Source organism: Magnetospirillum gryphiswaldense MSR-1 v2 (genome assembly GCF_000513295.1).
GTDB lineage: Bacteria > Pseudomonadota > Alphaproteobacteria > Rhodospirillales > Magnetospirillaceae > Magnetospirillum > Magnetospirillum gryphiswaldense.
Genome location: NC_023065.1, coordinates 754,070 through 773,140 on the forward strand (window position 1 = coordinate 754,070; position 19,071 = coordinate 773,140).

The 19,071-nt window shown below is 62.0% G+C and carries 12 protein-coding genes; 4 read left to right on the forward strand and 8 right to left on the reverse strand.

All coding sequences use genetic code 11. The annotated features are described in order from the left end of the window. Nucleotides 1-83 precede the first annotated feature (83 nt). Both MGMSRV2_RS03585 and MGMSRV2_RS03590 read left to right on the forward strand, forming a co-directional pair. Nucleotides 84-3,635, forward strand: coding sequence for an ATP-binding protein (locus MGMSRV2_RS03585; RefSeq protein ID WP_024078974.1), 3,552 nt, complete (start codon nt 84-86; stop codon nt 3,633-3,635). Nucleotides 3,636-3,759: 124 nt separating this feature from the next. Beyond that, the gene (locus MGMSRV2_RS03590) at nt 3,760-4,314 is read left to right on the forward strand and encodes a hypothetical protein (protein ID WP_052588851.1); all 555 of its coding nucleotides are present in this window, start codon (nt 3,760-3,762) and stop codon (nt 4,312-4,314) included. A gap of 5 nt (nt 4,315-4,319) precedes the next feature. Here the strand turns inward: MGMSRV2_RS03590 and MGMSRV2_RS03595 are convergent, their stop codons facing one another. The 7 genes from MGMSRV2_RS03595 to MGMSRV2_RS03625 form a co-directional block, all read right to left on the reverse strand. Next, entirely contained in the window at nt 4,320-4,712 is a 393-nt protein-coding gene (locus MGMSRV2_RS03595; protein ID WP_024078976.1) for a response regulator, read from the reverse strand. A gap of 84 nt (nt 4,713-4,796) precedes the next feature. Further along, nucleotides 4,797-5,423 carry an indolepyruvate oxidoreductase subunit beta gene (locus tag MGMSRV2_RS03600; protein ID WP_024078977.1) on the reverse strand — a complete coding sequence of 209 codons (627 nt, stop codon included), beginning with the start codon at nt 5,421-5,423 and terminating at the stop codon, nt 4,797-4,799. Then, on the reverse strand, nt 5,420-7,279 hold the full coding sequence (locus MGMSRV2_RS03605; RefSeq protein ID WP_024078978.1) for a thiamine pyrophosphate-dependent enzyme: 1,860 nt from the start codon (nt 7,277-7,279) through the stop codon (nt 5,420-5,422). The genes MGMSRV2_RS03600 and MGMSRV2_RS03605 overlap by 4 nt, the downstream gene beginning before the upstream one ends. 93 nt (nt 7,280-7,372) lie before the next feature. After that, on the reverse strand, nt 7,373-7,903 hold the full coding sequence (locus tag MGMSRV2_RS03610; protein WP_024078979.1) for a hypothetical protein: 531 nt from the start codon (nt 7,901-7,903) through the stop codon (nt 7,373-7,375). Further along, nucleotides 7,900-9,213: a phenylacetate--CoA ligase gene (locus MGMSRV2_RS03615; protein WP_024078980.1), complete on the reverse strand. Its 1,314-nt coding sequence runs from the start codon at nt 9,211-9,213 to the stop codon at nt 7,900-7,902. Before MGMSRV2_RS03615 ends, MGMSRV2_RS03610 begins: the two co-directional genes overlap by 4 nt. 101 nt (nt 9,214-9,314) lie before the next feature. Further along, nucleotides 9,315-10,028, reverse strand: coding sequence for a helix-turn-helix transcriptional regulator (locus MGMSRV2_RS03620; RefSeq protein ID WP_024078981.1), 714 nt, complete (start codon nt 10,026-10,028; stop codon nt 9,315-9,317). A gap of 73 nt (nt 10,029-10,101) precedes the next feature. Then, entirely contained in the window at nt 10,102-11,562 is a 1,461-nt protein-coding gene (locus tag MGMSRV2_RS03625; RefSeq protein ID WP_024078982.1) for an NAD-dependent succinate-semialdehyde dehydrogenase, read from the reverse strand. 75 nt (nt 11,563-11,637) lie between these two features. Between MGMSRV2_RS03625 and MGMSRV2_RS03630 the strand changes: the two genes are divergently transcribed. Then, nucleotides 11,638-12,477: an alpha/beta fold hydrolase gene (locus MGMSRV2_RS03630; protein ID WP_024078983.1), complete on the forward strand. Its 840-nt coding sequence runs from the start codon at nt 11,638-11,640 to the stop codon at nt 12,475-12,477. A 91-nt stretch (nt 12,478-12,568) separates the two neighbouring features. Then, nucleotides 12,569-16,546, forward strand: coding sequence for a chemotaxis protein CheB (locus tag MGMSRV2_RS03635; protein WP_024078984.1), 3,978 nt, complete (start codon nt 12,569-12,571; stop codon nt 16,544-16,546). Nucleotides 16,547-16,705: 159 nt separating this feature from the next. Here the strand turns inward: MGMSRV2_RS03635 and MGMSRV2_RS03640 are convergent, their stop codons facing one another. Beyond that, on the reverse strand, nt 16,706-19,003 hold the full coding sequence (locus tag MGMSRV2_RS03640) for an adenylate/guanylate cyclase domain-containing protein (protein ID WP_024078985.1): 2,298 nt from the start codon (nt 19,001-19,003) through the stop codon (nt 16,706-16,708). Between the last annotated feature and the right edge of the window lie 68 nt (nt 19,004-19,071).

Consider the following 19,071-nt stretch of genomic DNA (forward strand, 5'->3'; position numbering starts at 1 on the left):
TGGATATGTCATAAGCTCGGTGGGATTGTCCCTCGCCTGTGCATGGGGCATGATGGGCCGCTTGTGCGAAGGGAGATGAGCGCGTGGATTTTTCGGCGGACCCGAAACCCGAGGTTGCGGTAAGCGCGTCGGCGGATGAAGGCAAACGCCGGTACCGCTTCGGTATCCGCGCCAAGCTTCTGGTCGCCGTCGGCCTGGTGTCCGGCATGACCCTGATGGCCGGTTGGCTGGCCTGGAGCAGCTATTCCGAGGTCGGTCGCCTGCTGGCCACCGTCACCCGCGCCAATCTGCCCAGCGTGGCGGCGGCGTTGAAACTGTCGGAAGCCACCGCCCGTCTTGCTGCCGCCGCCCCGGCCTTGGATTCGTCGCAAAGCCAGTTTCAGCGGCAAAATAATTTCGTCGCCTTGCAACAGCAGGCGCAACGCCTGCGCAATTTGATCGAAGACCTGGAAGGCACCAGCATCAACCTGCCGCAATTGCAGGAATTGCGCACTCTGATGGTATCCATCGGCGACAATGTGGTCGGACGCAACGCCCTGGTCGACCGTCGCCTGCAACAATCGGAACGTAGCCGCCAGCAGGGACTGGACTTGGCCAATCTGGATAATGCCGTGCGAACCTTGCTGGCGCGCAAGGGTACCGATGCCGATCTGGCGGTGGTGGCTCAGGCCTCCGACCTGTTGCGTCAGGCCCATGTCAGCCGCGACATGGACGGTTTGGGGGAAATGCGGCGCCGCTACGAAACCGTGTCGCGACGGCTGGCGGAAATGATCGACGATCCGCGCATCACCGATAGCGCCTTGCGCGACGCGGCGCGGGCGGCCATTACCCTGGGTAGCGGTCCGGAAAACGTGTTCGAGCTGCGCACCCGCGGCCTGATGACCGATGTCCGCCTGATCGCCGCCAATGAAGAGGGCCGTGATCTGGTGGCGCGCACCTCGTCGGTGGTGGGCCGCATCGTCTCGGAAACCGAGGCCGCCGCCATCGCCAACGAAAGACGGGCGGGCGCCGCCCTGACCACCGGGCGGCAGGTGATGATGGGCATCGCCGTGGTCACCGTGCTGGGGCCGCTGTTGTTCGTGTGGATGTATCTGGGCCGCAATATCGTCAACCGTCTGGCTGGCTTGGCCTCGGCCATGCATCGCATCGTCGAGGGCGATTACCACACCAAGGTGGAGGCGTCGGGCAATGACGAAATCGCCGACATGGCCGGCGAGTTGGTGGTGTTTCAGCGCGCCTTGGCCCAGTTGCAGGATTCCACCGACGCGCTGAAGGAAAGCGAGGGCCGGCTGCGCACCATTTTGGATACCTCGCCCTTGGCCCTGGCCATTAGCCGGGTGTCCGACAACGCCATCTTGTACGTCAATCCGCGCTGGTCGGAACTGTTCGGCTCGCGCCCCGATGACAGCAACGGCGTCGATGCCGCCTCGTTCTACGCCGATCCCGCCGACCGCGACCGGGTGGTCGAACTGGTCCGTGGTCAGGGCTATCTGGCCGATTACGAAAGCCGCATGCGCCGCGCCGACGGCTCGGAATTCTGGGCGATGATGTCGGCGGCGGCCATCGACATGGATGGCGAGCCGGCAGTGTGCGTGTCCACCGCCGACATCACCAAGCGCAAGGAACAGGAAGACGCCCTGGCCGAGGCCAAGCGGATTGCGGAAGATGCCAGCCAGGCCAAGTCCTTGTTTCTGGCCACCATGAGCCATGAAATCAGGACGCCCATGAACGGCGTGCTGACCATGGCGCAATTGCTGGAAGACATGCCGCTGGCCCAGGAACAGAAGGAAATGGCCCGCGTCATCCGCGATTCGGCCACCGCGCTTCTGACCATCATCAACGATATCCTGGACTTCTCGAAGATCGAATCGGGCAAGCTCGAGCTTGAAATCATCGAGATGTCGCTGTCCGACGTCATCGAAAGCGTGGCCGAATTGCTGGCCCCGCGCGCGTCGGAAAAAGGCATCGGCCTGATGACCTTTATCGACCCGGCTTTGCCGGATCTGTTCATGGGCGACGCCACCCGCCTGCGTCAGATCGTCACCAATCTGGCCGGCAACGCCGTCAAGTTCACCGACAAGGGCTATGTGCGCATCAGCGCCGAAGCGGCGGCGGACGGCCATGTACGCTTTACCATCAGCGATACCGGCATCGGCCTGAACGGCGAGCAGCAGGCCAAGTTGTTCGAGCCGTTCAGTCAGGCCGATGCCTCCATTTCGCGCCGCTATGGCGGCACCGGCCTGGGCCTGTCCATCTGCCGCCGTCTGGTGGCGATGATGGACGGTGAGATCGGGGTGGACAGTCAGGTGGGCCAGGGGGCTAGCTTCTGGTTCTCCCTGCCGTTGGAACAGGTGGGCGAGGATGCCGCCGGCGGGCCCGATCTGGCCGGCATCGCCGTGCTGCTGCTGGCGGAAGGGCCGATGGCGGCGGAAATCCTGCGCAATTATCTGGGCCATCTGGGGGCGCAGGTGGCGGTGGTGGCCTCGACCGACGGTGCCTTGGCTGCCGTGCGCGCCGCTGCCCTGGCCGGTTGGAATTACGACGTGGTGCTGATGGATGCCGGGACGGAATATCAGACCCGGGTGCCCATGGCTGTGTCGTTGCGTGGCGCGGCCGGTGACGAATCCATGACCCAGGTGGTCCTGATGGCGTCTCACGCCAGCTATCCGGCGGCGGCGGGGGCAGCGCGTGCAGCCGGGCTGTTCGCCACTTTGTCCAAGCCCATCCGCCGTACCGCCCTGTGGCGGGTGGTGGGGGCCGCCGCCAACCGCGCCTATCTGGCCGACGAGGCGGAAGAAGTCACCGATCTGTCGGAATCCTTCGTTCCCCCCACCCGCGACGAAGCCGCCGCCGCCGGCTGCCTGATCCTGGTGGCCGAGGACAATCCGACCAATCAGGTGGTCATCCGCCGTCTGATGGAGCGCATGGGCTATGCCATCGAGATCGTCCGCAACGGCCTGGAAGCGTGGGAATACATGCAGATCCGCGATTACGGCCTGCTGCTGACCGATTGCCACATGCCGGAAATGGATGGCTATGAACTGACCGCGCGGGTGCGCGAGTGGGAGCGCGAAACCCTGACCCGCCTGCCCATCGTGGCGCTGACCGCCGACGCCCTGTCGGGCACCGCCAGCAAGTGCCTGGAATGCGGTATGGACGCGTTCCTGGCCAAACCCATCGACCGGGCGCAGATGGATGCGACCATCCGCAAATTGCTGCCGGCGGCGGTGGCCTTGCGCCGCCGTCGTTCGGTGTCGGAGAAACTGGCGGCGATTCCGGTGCTGGTCGGTAAGTCCGAGTTGACGGCCCCGGTGCTCGACCTTACCCCCATGCGCGAGATTTTCGGTTCGATCACCGATGACGCGCGTGAATTGCTGACGCTGTTCGTCGACACCACCCGGCCTTTGGTGGAAGAAGCGGTGCGGCAATTGGATGCCGGCGACGCCGAAGCCGCGCGCGAGGCCACTCATGCGGCCAAGGGGGCTGGCAATTCAGCCGGTTGCTTCCGTTTCGCCGGTCTTTGCGCCGAGATCGAGCATTTATGCGCGGAAGGCTATTTGCATCAGGCCCGTCCGCTGGCCGGCCAGATGGAAGCCGCCTTCGATGAAGCGGCAGCGGAGATCGCGGCGCTTTGACGTTATCGCCACCATTCGCTTTTCCCCCTAACCGCCTTTTCATCGCCGTGGCGATATGGCAAGGTGCTACTCCTTTTGGTTTAGCTGGTGTGGAATGGACTTTCTAAGCCGCGTAAAAAAAGAAATGAGCGAAGGCATCGCCCGCGCCATTTTCGAGGATGCGGGCTACCGGGTGATCGATGCCGGGGTTGAAAAAGTTTTTCGTGAGGTGGCGTGTCTGAGCCCGCTTGAATACGCCAAGCTGGCGATGCCCGACGCCGTTCGCAAGCTGCCCGATTTCATGGTCATGAACCGCGAGCAGGATCAGAAATATCTGATCGAGGTCAAATACCGCGATAGCTGGAGCAAGGCGGTACTGAGCGAGGTCAAGGATCAGGTCGCCCTGTTCGGTGAAATGATTTTGCTGTCCATCAACGCCTCGGCCGACAATCCGCGCAAGTTCAAGGACAGCCCGTCGCGTTTCATCCGCTGTTGCGCCTTGCGCCTCAATGCCGGCGTCTACGAGATGGAGATGCGCAACAACCGTGGATGGGAGCCGGTGGATAAGCTCGACGATGATGCCGGCTTGTGGTGGGCCACGTGGCCGTTGTGGGAAAAGTTCCCGCAACTCAAGGAGGACGGGAACTCGAAGACCCTGTCCTTGGCGGTCAAGACGCTGAAGGGGATTTTGACCGAATAGGGCGGTCAGCCGCCCATCACCTGGGTGATCTTTTCCTTGAGCGCCGGCGGCAGCACCGGCTTGGCCAGGAAGGCGCCGATATCCAGTTCTTTCGCCCGGCTGATGGTCGACGAATCGGTGTGTGCGGTCAGCATGATCACCGGGGTGTCGGCCACGCCCTCGGCGCCGCGCAACTGGCGAACAAAGCCGAAGCCGTCCATGGGGCGCATCTGGATGTCGCAGATGACCAAATCCGGCTTGTCGCGGATCACGCTTTCCATGCCGGAATTGCCGTCCTGGGCCTCAAGCACCGTGCCGGTGCCCAATTGTTGCAGCATCTTCTTGACGATGGTGCGGACGAATTCCTGATCGTCGATCACCAAAATCTTCAGCGACGCGAAATCCACGGCCCCGGCCATGTTCCCCCCTTATCGGCAGCTTGCGCCACCAATACTAGCAGAACGAGGGCGGGGGCGATAGACGCCTCTGCCCTTCATTCATCCTCAACCGTTGGCTGCCAAGGCCTGCTGGCTGGCCCGTGCCGCTTCGCGGCCCAGCGAGAACGCCTTTTGGTTGACTTCGACCATGGCCGGCTTCCTGGCGCGGAAGCGTCCGACGATCTGTTCCTCAAGATCGTCCGCCGGGAAGGGCAGGTAATCGGCGATGGCGCCGAGCATGATGGTGTTGACCAGACGCAGATCGCCCAACGCGCGGGCGATGGCGCCGCCGTCGAAATCATACACGGTCACCCCGGCGGCGCGCATCTGCGCCACCGGATCGTCGGGGTACTTGAACAGACCCACCGACACCACCGGCGGGGTCAGGCGGATGGTGTTGACCATGGCGACGCCACCGGGGCGCAGCATGTCGGCCCAGCGCGAGCCTTCCGCCACCTCGAAGCCGACCAGGATGTCGGCGGTACCCGGGGTGATCACCGGCGACCACACCTTTTTGCCGAAGCGCACATGGCTGGTGACGACGCCGCCACGCTGGGCCATGCCGGCCACTTCCGACTTCTTGACGTCGAAGCCCTTGGCGATGGCGGTTTGCGCCAGGATTTCCGCCGCCGTCATCACGCCTTGGCCGCCGATGCCGCAGACCAGGATGTTGGTGATGATGTTGTCGCTCATTGCGCCGCCTCCTTCAGCGAGTGCAGGGGGACGATGGCCTTGGGACCGCAGGAATCGACGCACATATGGCAGCCGGTGCACATGGCGGTGTCGATGGTGGTGAATTTCAGCTCGACGTCGGGCATGCCGGGGCGTTGGCGTACACCGGTGCGGCTGACGGTGATGGCCGGGCAGCCGACATTCAGGCAGTTGCTGCAGCCGTTGCAATCGTTGTCGACCACCGCATAGGGCTTGAAGCCGTCATAGAATTCCGACAGCACGCACGGCCGGTCGGTGATGATCACCGACGGTTCCTTGACCTCGATCTCGTCCTTGATGGCCTTGAACAACACCGGCAGCTTATAGGGATCGACCTTCTTGATGCGCTCGGGCTTGACCCCCAGGGCTTCGCACAATTTGGCGAAATCCACGCGCGGCGCGTCCTCGCCGTGCAGATCCTTGCCGGTGCCGGCATGGTTCTGGCCGCCGGTCATGCCGGTGGAGCGGTTGTCGAGCAAAAGCGTGGTGACGTTGCCGCGGTTATAGACGATGTCCAGCAGGCCCTGCATGCCCATGTGCAGGAAGGTGGAATCGCCGATGACCGAAACCACCGCCTTGTCCTTGGTTTCCTCGCTTCGCGCCTTGTCCATGCCCAGCGCGATGCCCATGGAGGCACCCATGGAAATGGTGGTGTCGAGCGCGTTCCACGGATGGCCGGCGCCCAGGGTGTAACAGCCGATATCGCCGGAAATCTGCACCCGCTTCCTTAAGCGCGAAAGCGTGTAATAGACCCCCATATGCGGGCAGGCCGGGCACATGGTCGGCGGCCTGGGGAACGGATCGATCTTGGCATAGGCGGAAGGCGGCGGCGGTTCCTGGCCCAGCAGCTTGGCGATGGCCGGCAGCAGGACGTTGGGGGTCAACTCACCCAGACGCGGCAAGGTGTCCTTGCCGTGGATGTCGTAAAGACCGGCGGCCTTCAATTCGTTTTCGATCAAAGGCTCGGTTTCTTCCACCACCACCAGGACGTCCACCTGGGCGCGGAAGGCCTTGATCGCCTCGATAGGCAGCGGATAGGTGAAGCCCAGCTTGAGCACGGGGGCGTCGGGGAAGCTGTCGCGCACATGCATGAAGGCGGGGCCCGAGGTGACGAAACCGACCCGACGGTCGGAACCGGGATCGATCACGTTCAAGGGCGACTTTTCGGCGCAGGCGCGCAAGGATTCCTCGCGGGCGATCTGTTTGGGCAGGGCGAATTTGGCGTTGGCCGGGGTCAGCACCCAGCGCTTGGCATCCAGCTTGAAACCGGTGATGGCGCGGTCGTCGCGTTCGCCCACGGTGACCATGGCCTTGACGTGGCAGATGCGGGTGGTCAGGCGCAGGATAACCGGGGTGTTGAATTCCTCCGACAGGTCAAAGGCGACTTTGACCATCTCGTAGGCTTCCTGGCTGTCCGCCGGCTCCAGGATCGGCACATGGGCGAAGCGGCCCCAAAAGCGCGAATCCTGCTCGTTTTGCGACGACGACAGGCCGACGTCATCGGCCACCGCCACCACCATGCCGCCGACCACGCCGGCCAGGGTCAGGGTCATGAAGGCATCCGAGGCGACGTTCATGCCCACATGCTTCATGGCGCAGAACGAGCGGGCGCCGGACATGGACGCGCCGATGGCCACTTCCATGGACACCTTCTCGTTCACCGACCATTCGGCGTACAGATCAGGGTACTGGGCGATGTTTTCCAGGATTTCCGTCGATGGTGTGCCGGGATAGGCGGCGGCGACCTTGCAGCCGGCCTCCCACACGCCGCGGGCAATGGCTTCGTTACCGGAAAGCAGCAGACGCGTGGCGGCCTTGGCCTGAACGGCAGCGGACATGGACATTCCTTACACCCTGACCTGTTATGTTTTCATCGCCGGTGGCGGGAAGGGCAAGACCCTAGCATTATTCCGGTCAATTCTGAACTATCTTCAAACGGCTTGTGTATCGCTTTCCTTGAGCTTGGTCAGGCGGCGGCACAGATACAGATTGCCGCGGCCATAGCTGTCGAGACGGCGCTGCAACTGGTCGTCGCAGGGGCGGAAATCCTGGAATCCCTTGCCGCGCCAATAGCCATCCTTGCCGGCGATGGCGATCAGGCTCAGCACGTCGATGCTGTCGGCCAGGGCCAGCGCTTGCAGATGGTCCAGATACACATCCACCCGCCCGGCCCCTTGCGCCTGCGGCATAAGGGCGACATCGTGCAGGTGCAGGCAATCCTTGCCAGCGGGCAGGGCACCCAAAGGGGTATCAAGCAAGGGCGGCAGGCCCAGGCTCCAGACATGGGCGAAGCCGTAGCCGAAAACGGCGTCGTCCTCGGCCAGCATCTGACAGCCAGCAGGATAGAAGGCCAGCTTGTCGGCGAAGATTTCCTGCCGTTCCGGGTAGCCAGGGTGCAAATGCGCGGCGATCGCCATCACCTGGGGCAGGTCGTCGGCCCGCATGGGGCGCCAATGCATCATGCCTTGCGCATGTCCCTGACCCGGACTGCCTTGCCCTGGCTACGCGGCAATTCCCCCGGCGCCCGCACCAAAACTTCACAGGTGACGCCGACCATGGATTTCAGGTGATGACGGACCTGATGGGCCAGCAGCTTGCGCGCATCCTCGTCGCGGTCTGCATCGGCTTCGGCCTCGACGGTCAGATGGTCCATGCTGCCTTGGCGGGTGATCACCAATTGATAATGCGGGGCGATGCCGGGGAAGCCGACCAGCACCGCTTCGATCTGGCTGGGGTAAAGGTTGACGCCCCTGATGATCAGCATGTCGTCGTTGCGCCCGGTCACCCGCATGATGCGCACATGGGTGCGGCCACAGGCGCAGGGCTCGTCCACCAGCCGGGTGATGTCGCGGGTACGGTAGCGCACCATGGGCAGGGCCTGTTTGGTCAATGTGGTGATGACCAGTTCGCCCGGCTCGCCCATGGGGACCGGCTCCATGGTGTCGGGGTTGACCACCTCGAAGACGAACTGGTCTTCCCAGCCGTGCAGGCCCAGGCGATAGGTGCATTCCATCGCCACGCCCGGCCCCATGATTTCCGACAGGCCATAGGTGTCGCAGGCGCGGATGCCCAGGCGGCGGTCCAGTTCCGCCCGCATGGTCTCCGACCACGGTTCGGCGCCGAAGGTGCCGACACGCAATGGACCATTGGCCAGATCGACGCCCATCTGCTCGGCCACTTCCACCAGATTAAGGGCATAGGACGGCGTCGCCGCCAGCACGGTGGCGCCGAAATCCATCATCAGCGCGATCTGGCGCTCGGTCTGACCGCCGGAAACCGGGGTGACCGTGCATTTCAGCCGCTCGGCCCCGGCATGAAAGCCCAGGCCGCCGGTGAACAGGCCGTAACCATAGGCATTGTGCATGCAATCACCCGGGCGCACCCCGGCACAGGCGAGCGAGCGGGCCATCAGATCGGCCCACATATTAAGGTCGGCCTCGGTATAGCCGACCACGGTGGGCTTGCCGGTGGTGCCTGAACTGGCATGCAGACGGATCACCTGTTCTCGCGGCACCGCGAACAGGCCGAAGGGGTAATTGTCGCGCAGATCGGTCTTGATGGTGAAGGGGAAGCGGGCCAGATCCTCAAGGTGCTTCAGATCGTCGGGGTGCACGCCCTTGGCATCGAAGGCCCGGCGATAATGGGCCACGTTGGCATAGGCGTGGGCCAGAGCATGGCGCAGGCGGTCCAGTTGCAGCCGGGCCAGGGCGGCACGGTCCATGCGCTCGATCTCGGGGGCGAACATGAAACCACTGGCAGCCGGGACGGTCATTTTCACTTCCTTGTAAACATCCGTCCAGGCGGTGTACGCCGTTGGCCGCGCCGACGCAATATTCGGCACGGCTTTATTTGAAGATCATAATTGTTCTGATTTTAAGGCGCGATCAGCCCTTCGGCGATGGCCTTGTGCACCGCTTGGGCGGTGGTGGCGGCGCCCAGTTTATCCCGGGCGCTGCGTAAACTGGAGGTGACGTCGGATTCCGGGCGGTGCAGCAGGCCGGATATCTCCCACAACGACCGCCCATCGGCCAGAAAGGTCAGGCATTGCCGTTCCATCGCCGACAATTCGTCGTCGGGGATTTCCACTTCCAAAAGCCGTTCGATGGCGGTGTGGTAGTAAAGCGCCAGCAGCTTCAGGCGCGGCTGCATATTGGCGAAATGCTCCATCTCGGCGCGCGAGCGGAAGGCGAAGGACATGGCGGCGATACAGCCGTTATCGCTGTGGAACGGGATGGTGAAGCCGTCGCGGATACCGTATTTGGCCGCCTCGGCGAACAGCAATTTCTGTTCCGGGCTCATGGCGCCGGGACGGTTGAGCAGGAAGCGCCAGGCAAAGGGCAGGTGGCTGCGCTGGGCCTCCAGCACCACCGGGTCGATGAACTGGTAGCGGTTGGCGAAATAATGCTCCATCCATTCGGTCGGATAGGTGGCGTCCCAATAGGGATTTTCCAGGCCCGGGCGGCTGTTGCCATAGGCGAAAAAATCCACATTGGCCAGCTTGGCCAGCCGCCGCAAGGAATCCTGGGCCGAGGAAATGTCCTCGACCCACAGCAATTCCTCGGTCATTTCGCTGATCCAGGAATCCATCGGCTCCTCCCATTCCCCTTGGGAAGGTTAGATCAATTCCTAAAAAATATCCAGCAATGGTTGTGATTATGACCTAAGACAACCCACCCATGCAGAGGTATTTGATCTCGAGGAAATCGTCCATGCCGTACTTGCTGCCCTCGCGCCCGATACCCGATTCCTTGACGCCGCCAAAGGGGGCGACCTCGGTCGAGATGATGCCTTCGTTGATGCCGACGATGCCGTATTCCAACGCTGCCGACACCCGCCAGCAGCGGCCGATATCGCGGGAATAGAAATAGGCGGCCAGACCGAACTCGGTATCGTTGGCCATCCGCACCGCCTGTTCCTCGCTGTCGAAGCGGAACAGGGGGGCCACCGGGCCGAAGGTTTCCTCGCGCGCCACCAACATGTCGGGCGTGATGCCGGTCAGGATGGTGGGCTGGAAGAAGGTGCCGCCCAGATCATGGCGCTTGCCGCCGGTGAGCACTTTGGCCCCCTTGGCGACAGCGTCGGCGATGTGGCGTTCGACCTTTTCTACCGCTTGCTCGTTGATCAGCGGGCCTTGATGGGTTTCGCCCAGCAGGCCGGGGCCGACCACCAGCTTGGCCACCGCCTGGGCCAGCTTGGCGGCGAAGGCATCATAGACCGATGATTGCACCAGGATGCGGTTGGCGCAGACGCAGGTCTGGCCGGTGTTGCGGTATTTCGACGCCATGGCCCCGGCCACCGCCGCATCCAAATCGGCATCGTCGAAGACGATGAAGGGAGCGTTGCCGCCCAGTTCGAAGCTGACCTTCTTCATGGTGTCGGCGCATTGGCGCATCAGGTGCTTGCCCACCTCGGTCGAGCCGGTGAAGCTGAGCTTGCGTACCAGCGGGTTGCGGGTCAGCTCGTCGCCCACCGGCACCGGATCGGTGCAGGGCAACACGTTGAACACACCCGCCGGAATGCCGGCGCGCTTGGCCAGTTCGGCCAGGGCCAGGGCGGATAGCGGCGTGTCTTCCGCCGGCTTGACCACCACGGTGCAGCCGGCGGCCAAAGCGGGCGCGCATTTGCGGGTGATCATGGCGTTGGGGAAGTTCCAAGGGGTGATGGCGGCGACGACGCCGATGGGCTCCTTGGTCACTACGATGCGGCGGCCCAGGGCGTTTTCCGGGATGACGTCGCCATAGACGCGCTTGGCTTCCTCGGCGAACCATTCGACGAACGAGGCGCCGTAAACCACCTCGCCCTTGGATTCGGCCAAGGGCTTGCCCTGCTCGGCGGTCATCAGCGTGGCCAGATCATCGGCATTGGCCAGGATCAGCTCGAACCACTTACGCAAAATGGCGGCACGTTCCTTGGCCGTCTTCGCCCGCCAGCCGGGCAGGGCACGGGCGGCGGCGTCGATGGCGCGGCGGGTTTCCGCCTGACCCATGGACGCCACCTGGGCGATGATTTGGCCGTTGGCGGGGTTGGTGACGGCGAAGACCGCCCCCGAATCCGCATGGATCCATTTGCCATCCACGTGGCCGTGATTGCGCAGCAAGGTGAAATCGGCAAGGTCCAGCATTGTCGTCTTCCTGAAAGACAAGGATCGGCAAACAGATATACTCGCGCCAGACCGAAAACACCAAGGGGCCGTCCCATGTCCGCCAGAACTTCGCATTACCTGTCCGTCGCCGGCCATGAAATCCATGTCAGCGAATGGGGCGACAAGGATGCCCCGGCTTTGGTCATGTGGCACGGACTGGCCCGCACCGGGCGCGATTTCGACATCGCCGCCGCCCATTTCGCCGATCGTTATCGGGTCATCTGCCCCGATACCATCGGGCGTGGTTTGTCCAGTTGGTCGGGCAATCCCGACACCGATTATACCGTGCCGGTCTATTGCGCCATCGCCCTGGGTCTGTTGGACCAATTAGGCGTGCAGAACTGCGCTTGGGTCGGCACCTCCATGGGCGGGCTGATCGGCATGGCCCTGGCCGGCAGCGACATGGGGCGCGACCGCATCACCAAGCTGGTGGTCAACGATATCGGCCCGGTGTTGAACGCCGAGGCGATCAATCGCATCAAGGCCTATGTCAGCATGGTGCCGGAATTCACCACCATGGTCGAATTCGAGAAATTCCTGCGCGTTGTCTATGCGCCCTTCGGCCAATTAAGTGATGCCGAGTGGCGGTCGATGGCGGAAACATCGGTGCGCCGCCGTGACAACGGCAAGCTGTCGTCGCATTTCGACCCGGCGGTGATGCGGGTGTTCTGCGAGCAGTTCGACGGCTCCGATGCCTGGGAATTGTGGGACGCCATCACCTGTCCGACCTTGGTCCTGCGCGGCGAATCCTCGGACCTGATCCTGGCGGAAACAGCAGAGGAAATGACCGGGCGCGGTCCCAAACCCAAATTGATCACCGTGCCCGGTTGCGGCCATGCGCCGGCCCTGAATACCCAAGCGCAATTAGGTATCTTAAATGATTTTTTACTGTGACCATTAAGGTCGGTGCGGTCTAGGTGTGCAATTCTTTGTGTTTTCTCTGTCGTACTTTGGTACTACCCTGGCCAGGGGTGGAGGTACGAAAATGAGTAAACGCGAGACAAATCGCAAATCGTCCGACCGGCGGTATGATGGCGCACCGGTCCCTTTTATCGTCGGGATCGGCGCTTCAGCCGGAGGGCTTGAGGCGCTCGAGCGGTTTTTCGAGCATATGCCCCCGGCCCCCACCGGCATGGCTTTCGTCGTTGTCCAGCATCTTTCTCCCGATCACAAAAGTCTGATGGTCGATCTGCTGTCGAAGCGGACATCCCTGCCGGTGTTGCAGGTTGAAGAGAACATGCGGGTGAATGCCGACACGGTTTATGTGCTGCCACCCGGCAAGACCCTGGTCATCCGTGACAGACATTTGCGCCTGGCGGCCAAGGATCAACGCAACGGCATCGTCTTGCCCATCGATATCTTTTTGCATTCCCTCGCCTTGGATCAGGGGGGGATGGCGGCAGCGGTGATCTTGTCGGGGACCGGGAGCGACGGTACCCGGGGGGTTCGGGCCATCCACGAACAAGGCGGCATGGTGGTGGTGCAAAACCCCGAGACAGCGCGCTTTGACGGTATGCCGCGCTCGGCCATCGATACCGGTATTGTCGACGAAATATTGCCCCCTGACGAAATCGCTCTGCGATTGCAGTCCTTCGTCAGTCAGGCGGCGACGGTGCATCCGGCGGAACAGTCGCAAAAGCAGATGCAAGGCGGCGCGGATGAGGTGGACCGGATCATCCGGGTCTTGCTGTCGCAGACCGGAACCGATTTTTCCCATTATCGGCGCGGCACCTTGGTTCGGCGGATCGAGCGGCGCATGCATCTCAATCAAGTGGAGCACTATACGGATTACGCCGTGCAACTGGCCGCCAGCCCGCAGGAAGCGGCCAATCTGCGCAAGGAATTGCTGATCAGCGTCACGGCTTTTTTCCGCGATCCCATAATGTTCGAGGATTTGCGGGCAAGCGTGCTTGAGCCGTTGGTGAAGCGGACGCCATCGGGGGCATCAATCCGCTTGTGGGTCTGCGGTTGTGCAACCGGCGAAGAAGCCTATTCCTTGGCTATTTTGTTGGCTGAGGCGGTGTCTGTAAGTAAAAAAGAAATTGATGTAAAAGTATTTGCCACGGATATCGATCGAAACGCCATGGATTTTGCCAGCGTAGGTATCTACGCTGAGAGCACAGTTGCTGATGTGTCTCCTGAGCTTCTTGATAAATATTTTATTAAGATTGGTGATAATTATAAGGTTGTTCCGCAAATCCGGCGTATGGTTTTGTTCGCCGCACATAATGTCATCAAGGATCCGCCCTTCACCAAGATTGACTTGGTGTCGTGCCGCAATCTGTTGATTTATTTCGAGCCTGAATTGCAGCAAGCCGTTCTGTCTCGGCTGCAATTTTCGCTCAAGGTTGGTGGCCATCTGATGCTGGGGTCAAGCGAGACCCTGGGTGGCATGGCGGATAATTTTGACGCTGTCAGTGGTAAAAATCGGATATTCCGTCTGACCTGTCAGCCGCCCTTGCCGCTTTCCGGTGTCGGCACGGCGACGGATAACGTTGGCCGGATGCTCCCCACTTTGGTGGCGCGGGGACGCGCGTCGCCTGGAATTGCCGTCGAGGAAGCCACCCAGGCCTTGTTGCGGTCCACCTGCCCGCCGACCCTGCTGGTGAATGAAGCCTTTGAAATGGTTCATAATTTTGGTGGGGTCGAGCGGTTTTTGCGCTTGCCGACCGGGGCCATCTCGCTGGATCTGCTGAAGCATTTGCCGTCCGGATTATCCGCCTTGTTGGCCGCCACCTTGCACCGGGTCTTCCGGGAATGGCAGGAAATCCATCTCCAAAACACCGTCATCGAGAACCAGGCGGGTGAGAGCGAGACGATCAAGCTGATCTTGCAACCGGTGCCAAGTCCCGGTGGCCTGCGGCGCCATGTCCTGGTGATGTTCATGGCCTGCACGCCCCGCGATGGCGATGCCATTACCATCGATGTGGATCAGGTCGCCAGCGAACGCATCCGGACGCTGGAGAACGAACTGCAAAGCAGCCGCGAAAGCCAGCAGACCGTCATCGAGGAACTGGAAACCACTAACGAGGAATTGCAGGCCACCAACGAGGAAATGTTGGCAGCCAATGAAGAATTGCAAAGCGCCAATGAAGAACTTCAGTCGGTGAATGAGGAACTTTACACCGTAAACGCCGAACTGAATGAAAAGGTGGATGAACTCACGCGCTTGAACAGCGACTTGGACACGCTGATGGAAGCGACCGATATCGGCATCGTCTTCCTTGACAATGCGGGCCTCGTCCGTCGATTCACGCCCATGGCCGGCAAGATCATCAATCTGATGGATCGCGATATCGGTCGGCCCATCTTCAATCTGTCCAACAATCTGGATTATCCGGATTTGTCCGACGACATCCGCTTGGTTCTGGCCAATTCCCAGTTTCTGGAACGTGAGGCGACAATCGCCGACGGCTCGTCGACCATGTTGATCCGCATGCATCCCTATCGAAGCGATCAGGGCGCGGCTGCCGGTATGATTTTAACGTTTGTCGATGTCACCCCCATCAAGGGGGCGGAACGGCGCTTGCAGATGTACCTAGATTCCCTGCCTTACGAGATGGCGGTTTTGGAGAAGGACGGGCAGATCTCGTTGGTGAATGCCGCCTGGCGTGGTTTTGCCGCCGCCAACGGCATCAACCCCGAACGGGTCGGGGTCGGATGCAATTACTTCGGCGTCTGTCGTGCCACCGATGGGCCGGATCGGGCCTTGGCGGAAACGGCCGAAGCCGGGGTGCGGGCGGTCCTGGAAGGGCGTGCGCCCAGCTTCATGCTGGAATATCCTTGCCACTCCCCCAACGAATACCGCTGGTTCATGATGAATGCCGGTCCGACCGACACCGGCGGGGCGGTGGTCAGTCACATCAACATCACCGACCGCAAACGCGGGGAAGAAAAGCTGCGTCTGGCCGCCAGTGTGTTTGAATGCAGCGGCGAGGCCATTCTGATCGCCGATTCGGAGGAGCGGATCATTTCCGTCAATCGGGCCTTTGTCGAGATGACCGGTTATCAGCCCCAGGATATTTTGGGCAAGACACCGCGGACCCTGGCCTCGGGCCGCCACGATCACAGCTTTTATCATGCCATGTGGGATGAACTCAGAACCCGTGGCATCTGGCGCGGCGAGGTGTGGAACCGTCGCCGCAACGGCCAAGTCTATCCGGAATGGCTCACCATCAGCGCCGTGAAAAACCAGATGGGGAGCATCCTCAACTACGTGGCGGTATTCACCGATATCAGCGAGCGCAAGGCGGCCGAGCAGCGTCTGATGGACATCAATGCCGAACTGGAGCAATTCGCCTATGTCGCCAGCCACGATCTGCGCGAGCCTTTGCGCATGGTCAATTCCTATCTGACCTTGATCGAACGGCGTTTGGGGGAAAGGCTGGATGCCGAAACCCAGGAATTCATGCGCTTCGCCACCGATGGCGCCAAACGCATGGATTCCCTTATTTTGCATCTGTTGGAATATTCCCGCATCGGTCGGATGTCGAGCCCAAGTCGCCTGATCAGTATCAACGAATTGCTGGCTCCTTTCATGGCCGGCCTGATGCCCATGCAGGATCAACGGCAAGGTGAGATTACGGTAACTGGCGGTGAGTGCTCGGTTTTCGTCCATGAAAGCGAATGCACGCGCCTGTTCCAGAACGTCATCGGCAATGCCCTGAAATATTGTGATCCCGATCAAAACCCGCGCATCACCATTACCTGTCAGAATACCGGCGAATTTGTTCTGGTGGCGGTGGCCGATAACGGCATCGGCATCGCCATGGATCAGCAGGACAAGGTGTTTCGCATGTTCCAGCGGCTGCACCCGCGCGAGGCCTATGGCGGCGGCACCGGCATTGGCCTAGCCGTATGCAAGAAGATCGTGGAAAACCATGGCGGTCGCATGTGGTTTGAATCAAGGGCCGGCGAGGGGGCGACGTTCTATTTCACCTTGCCGACCAAGTCCGACGAATGATGTCGATGGTCTGACAGGGGCGGAAAAACACCTGTTTTCTTTCGTCGTTCCCGCGCAGGCGGGAATCCATGAGTGGCGAAAAAGGTGGTGGTGCACCCTCCCGCCTTCGCGGGAGCGATGGCTCAGAAAGTGGCAAGCAGAGTTATTCCGCAGCCTGTTCTACGTCCCCGGCCAATGCAGGGTTTCGCCGTCGGCCAGACTGATGACGTCGTGGGCGGTGGGGGTCTTGCTCTTGCGACCGCCCTTGCGCTTGGGCGGCTCGGTTTCCGAGCGCTCCATCATGCGGGCGACGGTTTCCAGCACCGATCCCACGGACGTGGCCGGGGTTTCGGTGATGCCGCTGTTGTCGGCGGCTTCCAGCATCGCCGGTACCACGGTTTCCATGGCCGCCGGCATAGCGTTTTCGCCAAGACTGCGGCGGCGCAGGTGGTAAACGGTCTGCTTGCCGAAATCCTTGGCCAGCGACAGCACGCCCACATATTCGGAAATGTACTTGTCCTCGAACGGCGCGCCGTTATTGACCGCTTCGGTGCGCATGGCCGATTGTTCGGCGGTGAGCACGGCGACGAATTGCTGGGTGGCGTAGACGTGGCCGATCACCGTCACCGGCTCCAGGCGGGCGGCGCGGTTGATGTGGCTGCCGTAGAAGTTCTTGTTGTTGCGGATGGGGTCGATGGCCTCGAACACCGGACCGGCGTGCAAGGAAATGCGCAAGGTCAGCGGGTTGGTCAGCCGGTCCTTCATCTCGACGCCCAGCCGCGCCACCACTTCTTGCATGGTCAGCGCGTATTCGGCCATGGGGGTGGCCTTGTCCATGACCACGAAGATGGCGTCGCCCCAGGTGTTGATGGATTTCGGCTCGATCCCGGACGCTGCCAAGCCGTCTTTCAGGCGTGACAGGAAGTCCAGGAAGTCGGGGATATGCTCTTCCTTGAGCTTGGAATAGCCGGCGATGTCGCAAAACAGCATGGAGCGGATGACGCGGCCCTGGCCTTCCTCGTCGTCGTCGGCGGCACCGCCGAAATCCAGGTTGGGCATGGCCGGACCATCGGGACACAGTTCCGGGTTCTGGGTCAGCAGGTTGTCCAGATCGATGATGCGCAGGCGCGAGATGTCTTCCCACTGGTCGATGAAGTCGCCGGCGCCGCCGACCAGCGATCCGGGCATCATGTCCCACACCGCCAGCAGATAGGGGCTGGTGCGCAGAAAGCCCGAGCGCAACGTCGCCAGACCGTGCAGGCACTGATTGGCGAAACGGTACAGCATTTCGTGGCCGAGGAAGCGTTCCTCGGTGGCATAGGTCACCGAGGCCGCCAGTTTCAGCGCGTTCTTGAAGCGCATCTCCCAGCGCGGGCCGCCATAGCGCACGTCCTCGGCGATGAAATCGTCGATGGCGAAGGGCATGACCACGTTGACCTCGGCGCCCCTTTCCAGCATGGCCTCGATGAACAAAAGATCGGCGCCGCAGGCGGCGGTGGAATAGCCGATCTGGGCGTTCAGTTCGTCGAGTTGCTTGGCGATTTCGGCGCGGACCACCGCTTCCAGGGCGGGGGGGAAGTGCGGCCCCTCGCCCGGACGATCCAGCGCATGGCCGGTGAACACCACCACGGTGGGCGGCTTGACCACGTCGGCCAGTTCGGCGGGGACGGGAACACCGCCTTGCTGCAGCAATTCAATCTGCTTCAAGGCCGAGACGACGCGGCCATAATGCACGCCTTCCAGGGCATGGGCCCATTGGAAGGTGCCGATGGCCGCCTCGGTTTCGCCCAGCAGCAATTGCGCCTGCCCCAAGGTCGCCATCATGCGATAGCGGATATCGGCGGTCAGGGTGGGGTCGATCTCGCCATGGGCCAGCAGGTCGTTGACGCGGGCGGCCAAGGTCTGGGCCTGGGGCATGTCGCCCAGCATCACCGACATGATGGCGGCATCGATGCCGTCGCGGGCATTGCCGCCGACGGCGAAGGCGCGCAAAAACAATTGCCGGCAATGTTCCAGGTCCGAGCGCGCCCCCGAGGCCAACCACGCCTCGCGGAAGACGCGGGCCAGGGCGTTATAGGTCTCGGCGTCGGCATCGGCTTCCAGCTTCTTGCCGCGCACCATTTCCATGGCCTCGGCCAGTTCGGCCATGGCTTCCAGGGCGTCGTCGGAATGGCTTTGGTCCAAGGCCAGCACCGCCCGCTTCAACGATGATTGCAGGCGGCGGAACGGGCCTTCATCGATCAGGATGGCGTCGAGCACCGGCGCCAGCAGCCTGCGCGCTTCGTCCACCGCGCCGGTCTGTGACAGGGCGATGGCACCGAAGATGGCCAGTTTGAAGCTGTTGGGGAAATAGCGCAGGCCGTCGCGGCAGACGTCGTGGGCCAGGAAGTTCTGGCCGTCGTCCAGCAACGCCCTGGCGGCGCGCTCCCATTCGTCCTGGTTTCTCGGCATCCCCGTCATCGCAGCGGATTCGGCCATGATCGCGCCCTACAGCCTTTGATTTCCCCGATGGTCAAGGTTTAACACGCGGGACGACCGTGGGCGAG

Bases quoted from the DNA above. Each gene is read 5' to 3' on its own strand.
- MGMSRV2_RS03620 (WP_024078981.1), bottom strand. From the start codon at position 10,028: ATGGATTCCTGGATCAGCGAAATGACCGAGGAATTGCTGTGGGTCGAG.
- MGMSRV2_RS03610 (WP_024078979.1), bottom strand. From the start codon at position 7,903: ATGATGCATTGGCGCCCCATGCGGGCCGACGACCTGCCCCAGGTGATG.
- MGMSRV2_RS03615 (WP_024078980.1), bottom strand. From the start codon at position 9,213: ATGACCGTCCCGGCTGCCAGTGGTTTCATGTTCGCCCCCGAGATCGAG.
- MGMSRV2_RS03590 (WP_052588851.1), top strand. From the start codon at position 3,760: ATGAGCGAAGGCATCGCCCGCGCCATTTTCGAGGATGCGGGCTACCGG.
- MGMSRV2_RS03625 (WP_024078982.1), bottom strand. From the start codon at position 11,562: ATGCTGGACCTTGCCGATTTCACCTTGCTGCGCAATCACGGCCACGTG.
- MGMSRV2_RS03605 (WP_024078978.1), bottom strand. From the start codon at position 7,279: ATGTCCGCTGCCGTTCAGGCCAAGGCCGCCACGCGTCTGCTGCTTTCC.
- MGMSRV2_RS03595 (WP_024078976.1), bottom strand. From the start codon at position 4,712: ATGGCCGGGGCCGTGGATTTCGCGTCGCTGAAGATTTTGGTGATCGAC.
- MGMSRV2_RS03640 (WP_024078985.1), bottom strand. From the start codon at position 19,003: ATGGCCGAATCCGCTGCGATGACGGGGATGCCGAGAAACCAGGACGAA.
- MGMSRV2_RS03600 (WP_024078977.1), bottom strand. From the start codon at position 5,423: ATGAGCGACAACATCATCACCAACATCCTGGTCTGCGGCATCGGCGGC.
- MGMSRV2_RS03630 (WP_024078983.1), top strand. From the start codon at position 11,638: ATGTCCGCCAGAACTTCGCATTACCTGTCCGTCGCCGGCCATGAAATC.
- MGMSRV2_RS03635 (WP_024078984.1), top strand. From the start codon at position 12,569: ATGAGTAAACGCGAGACAAATCGCAAATCGTCCGACCGGCGGTATGAT.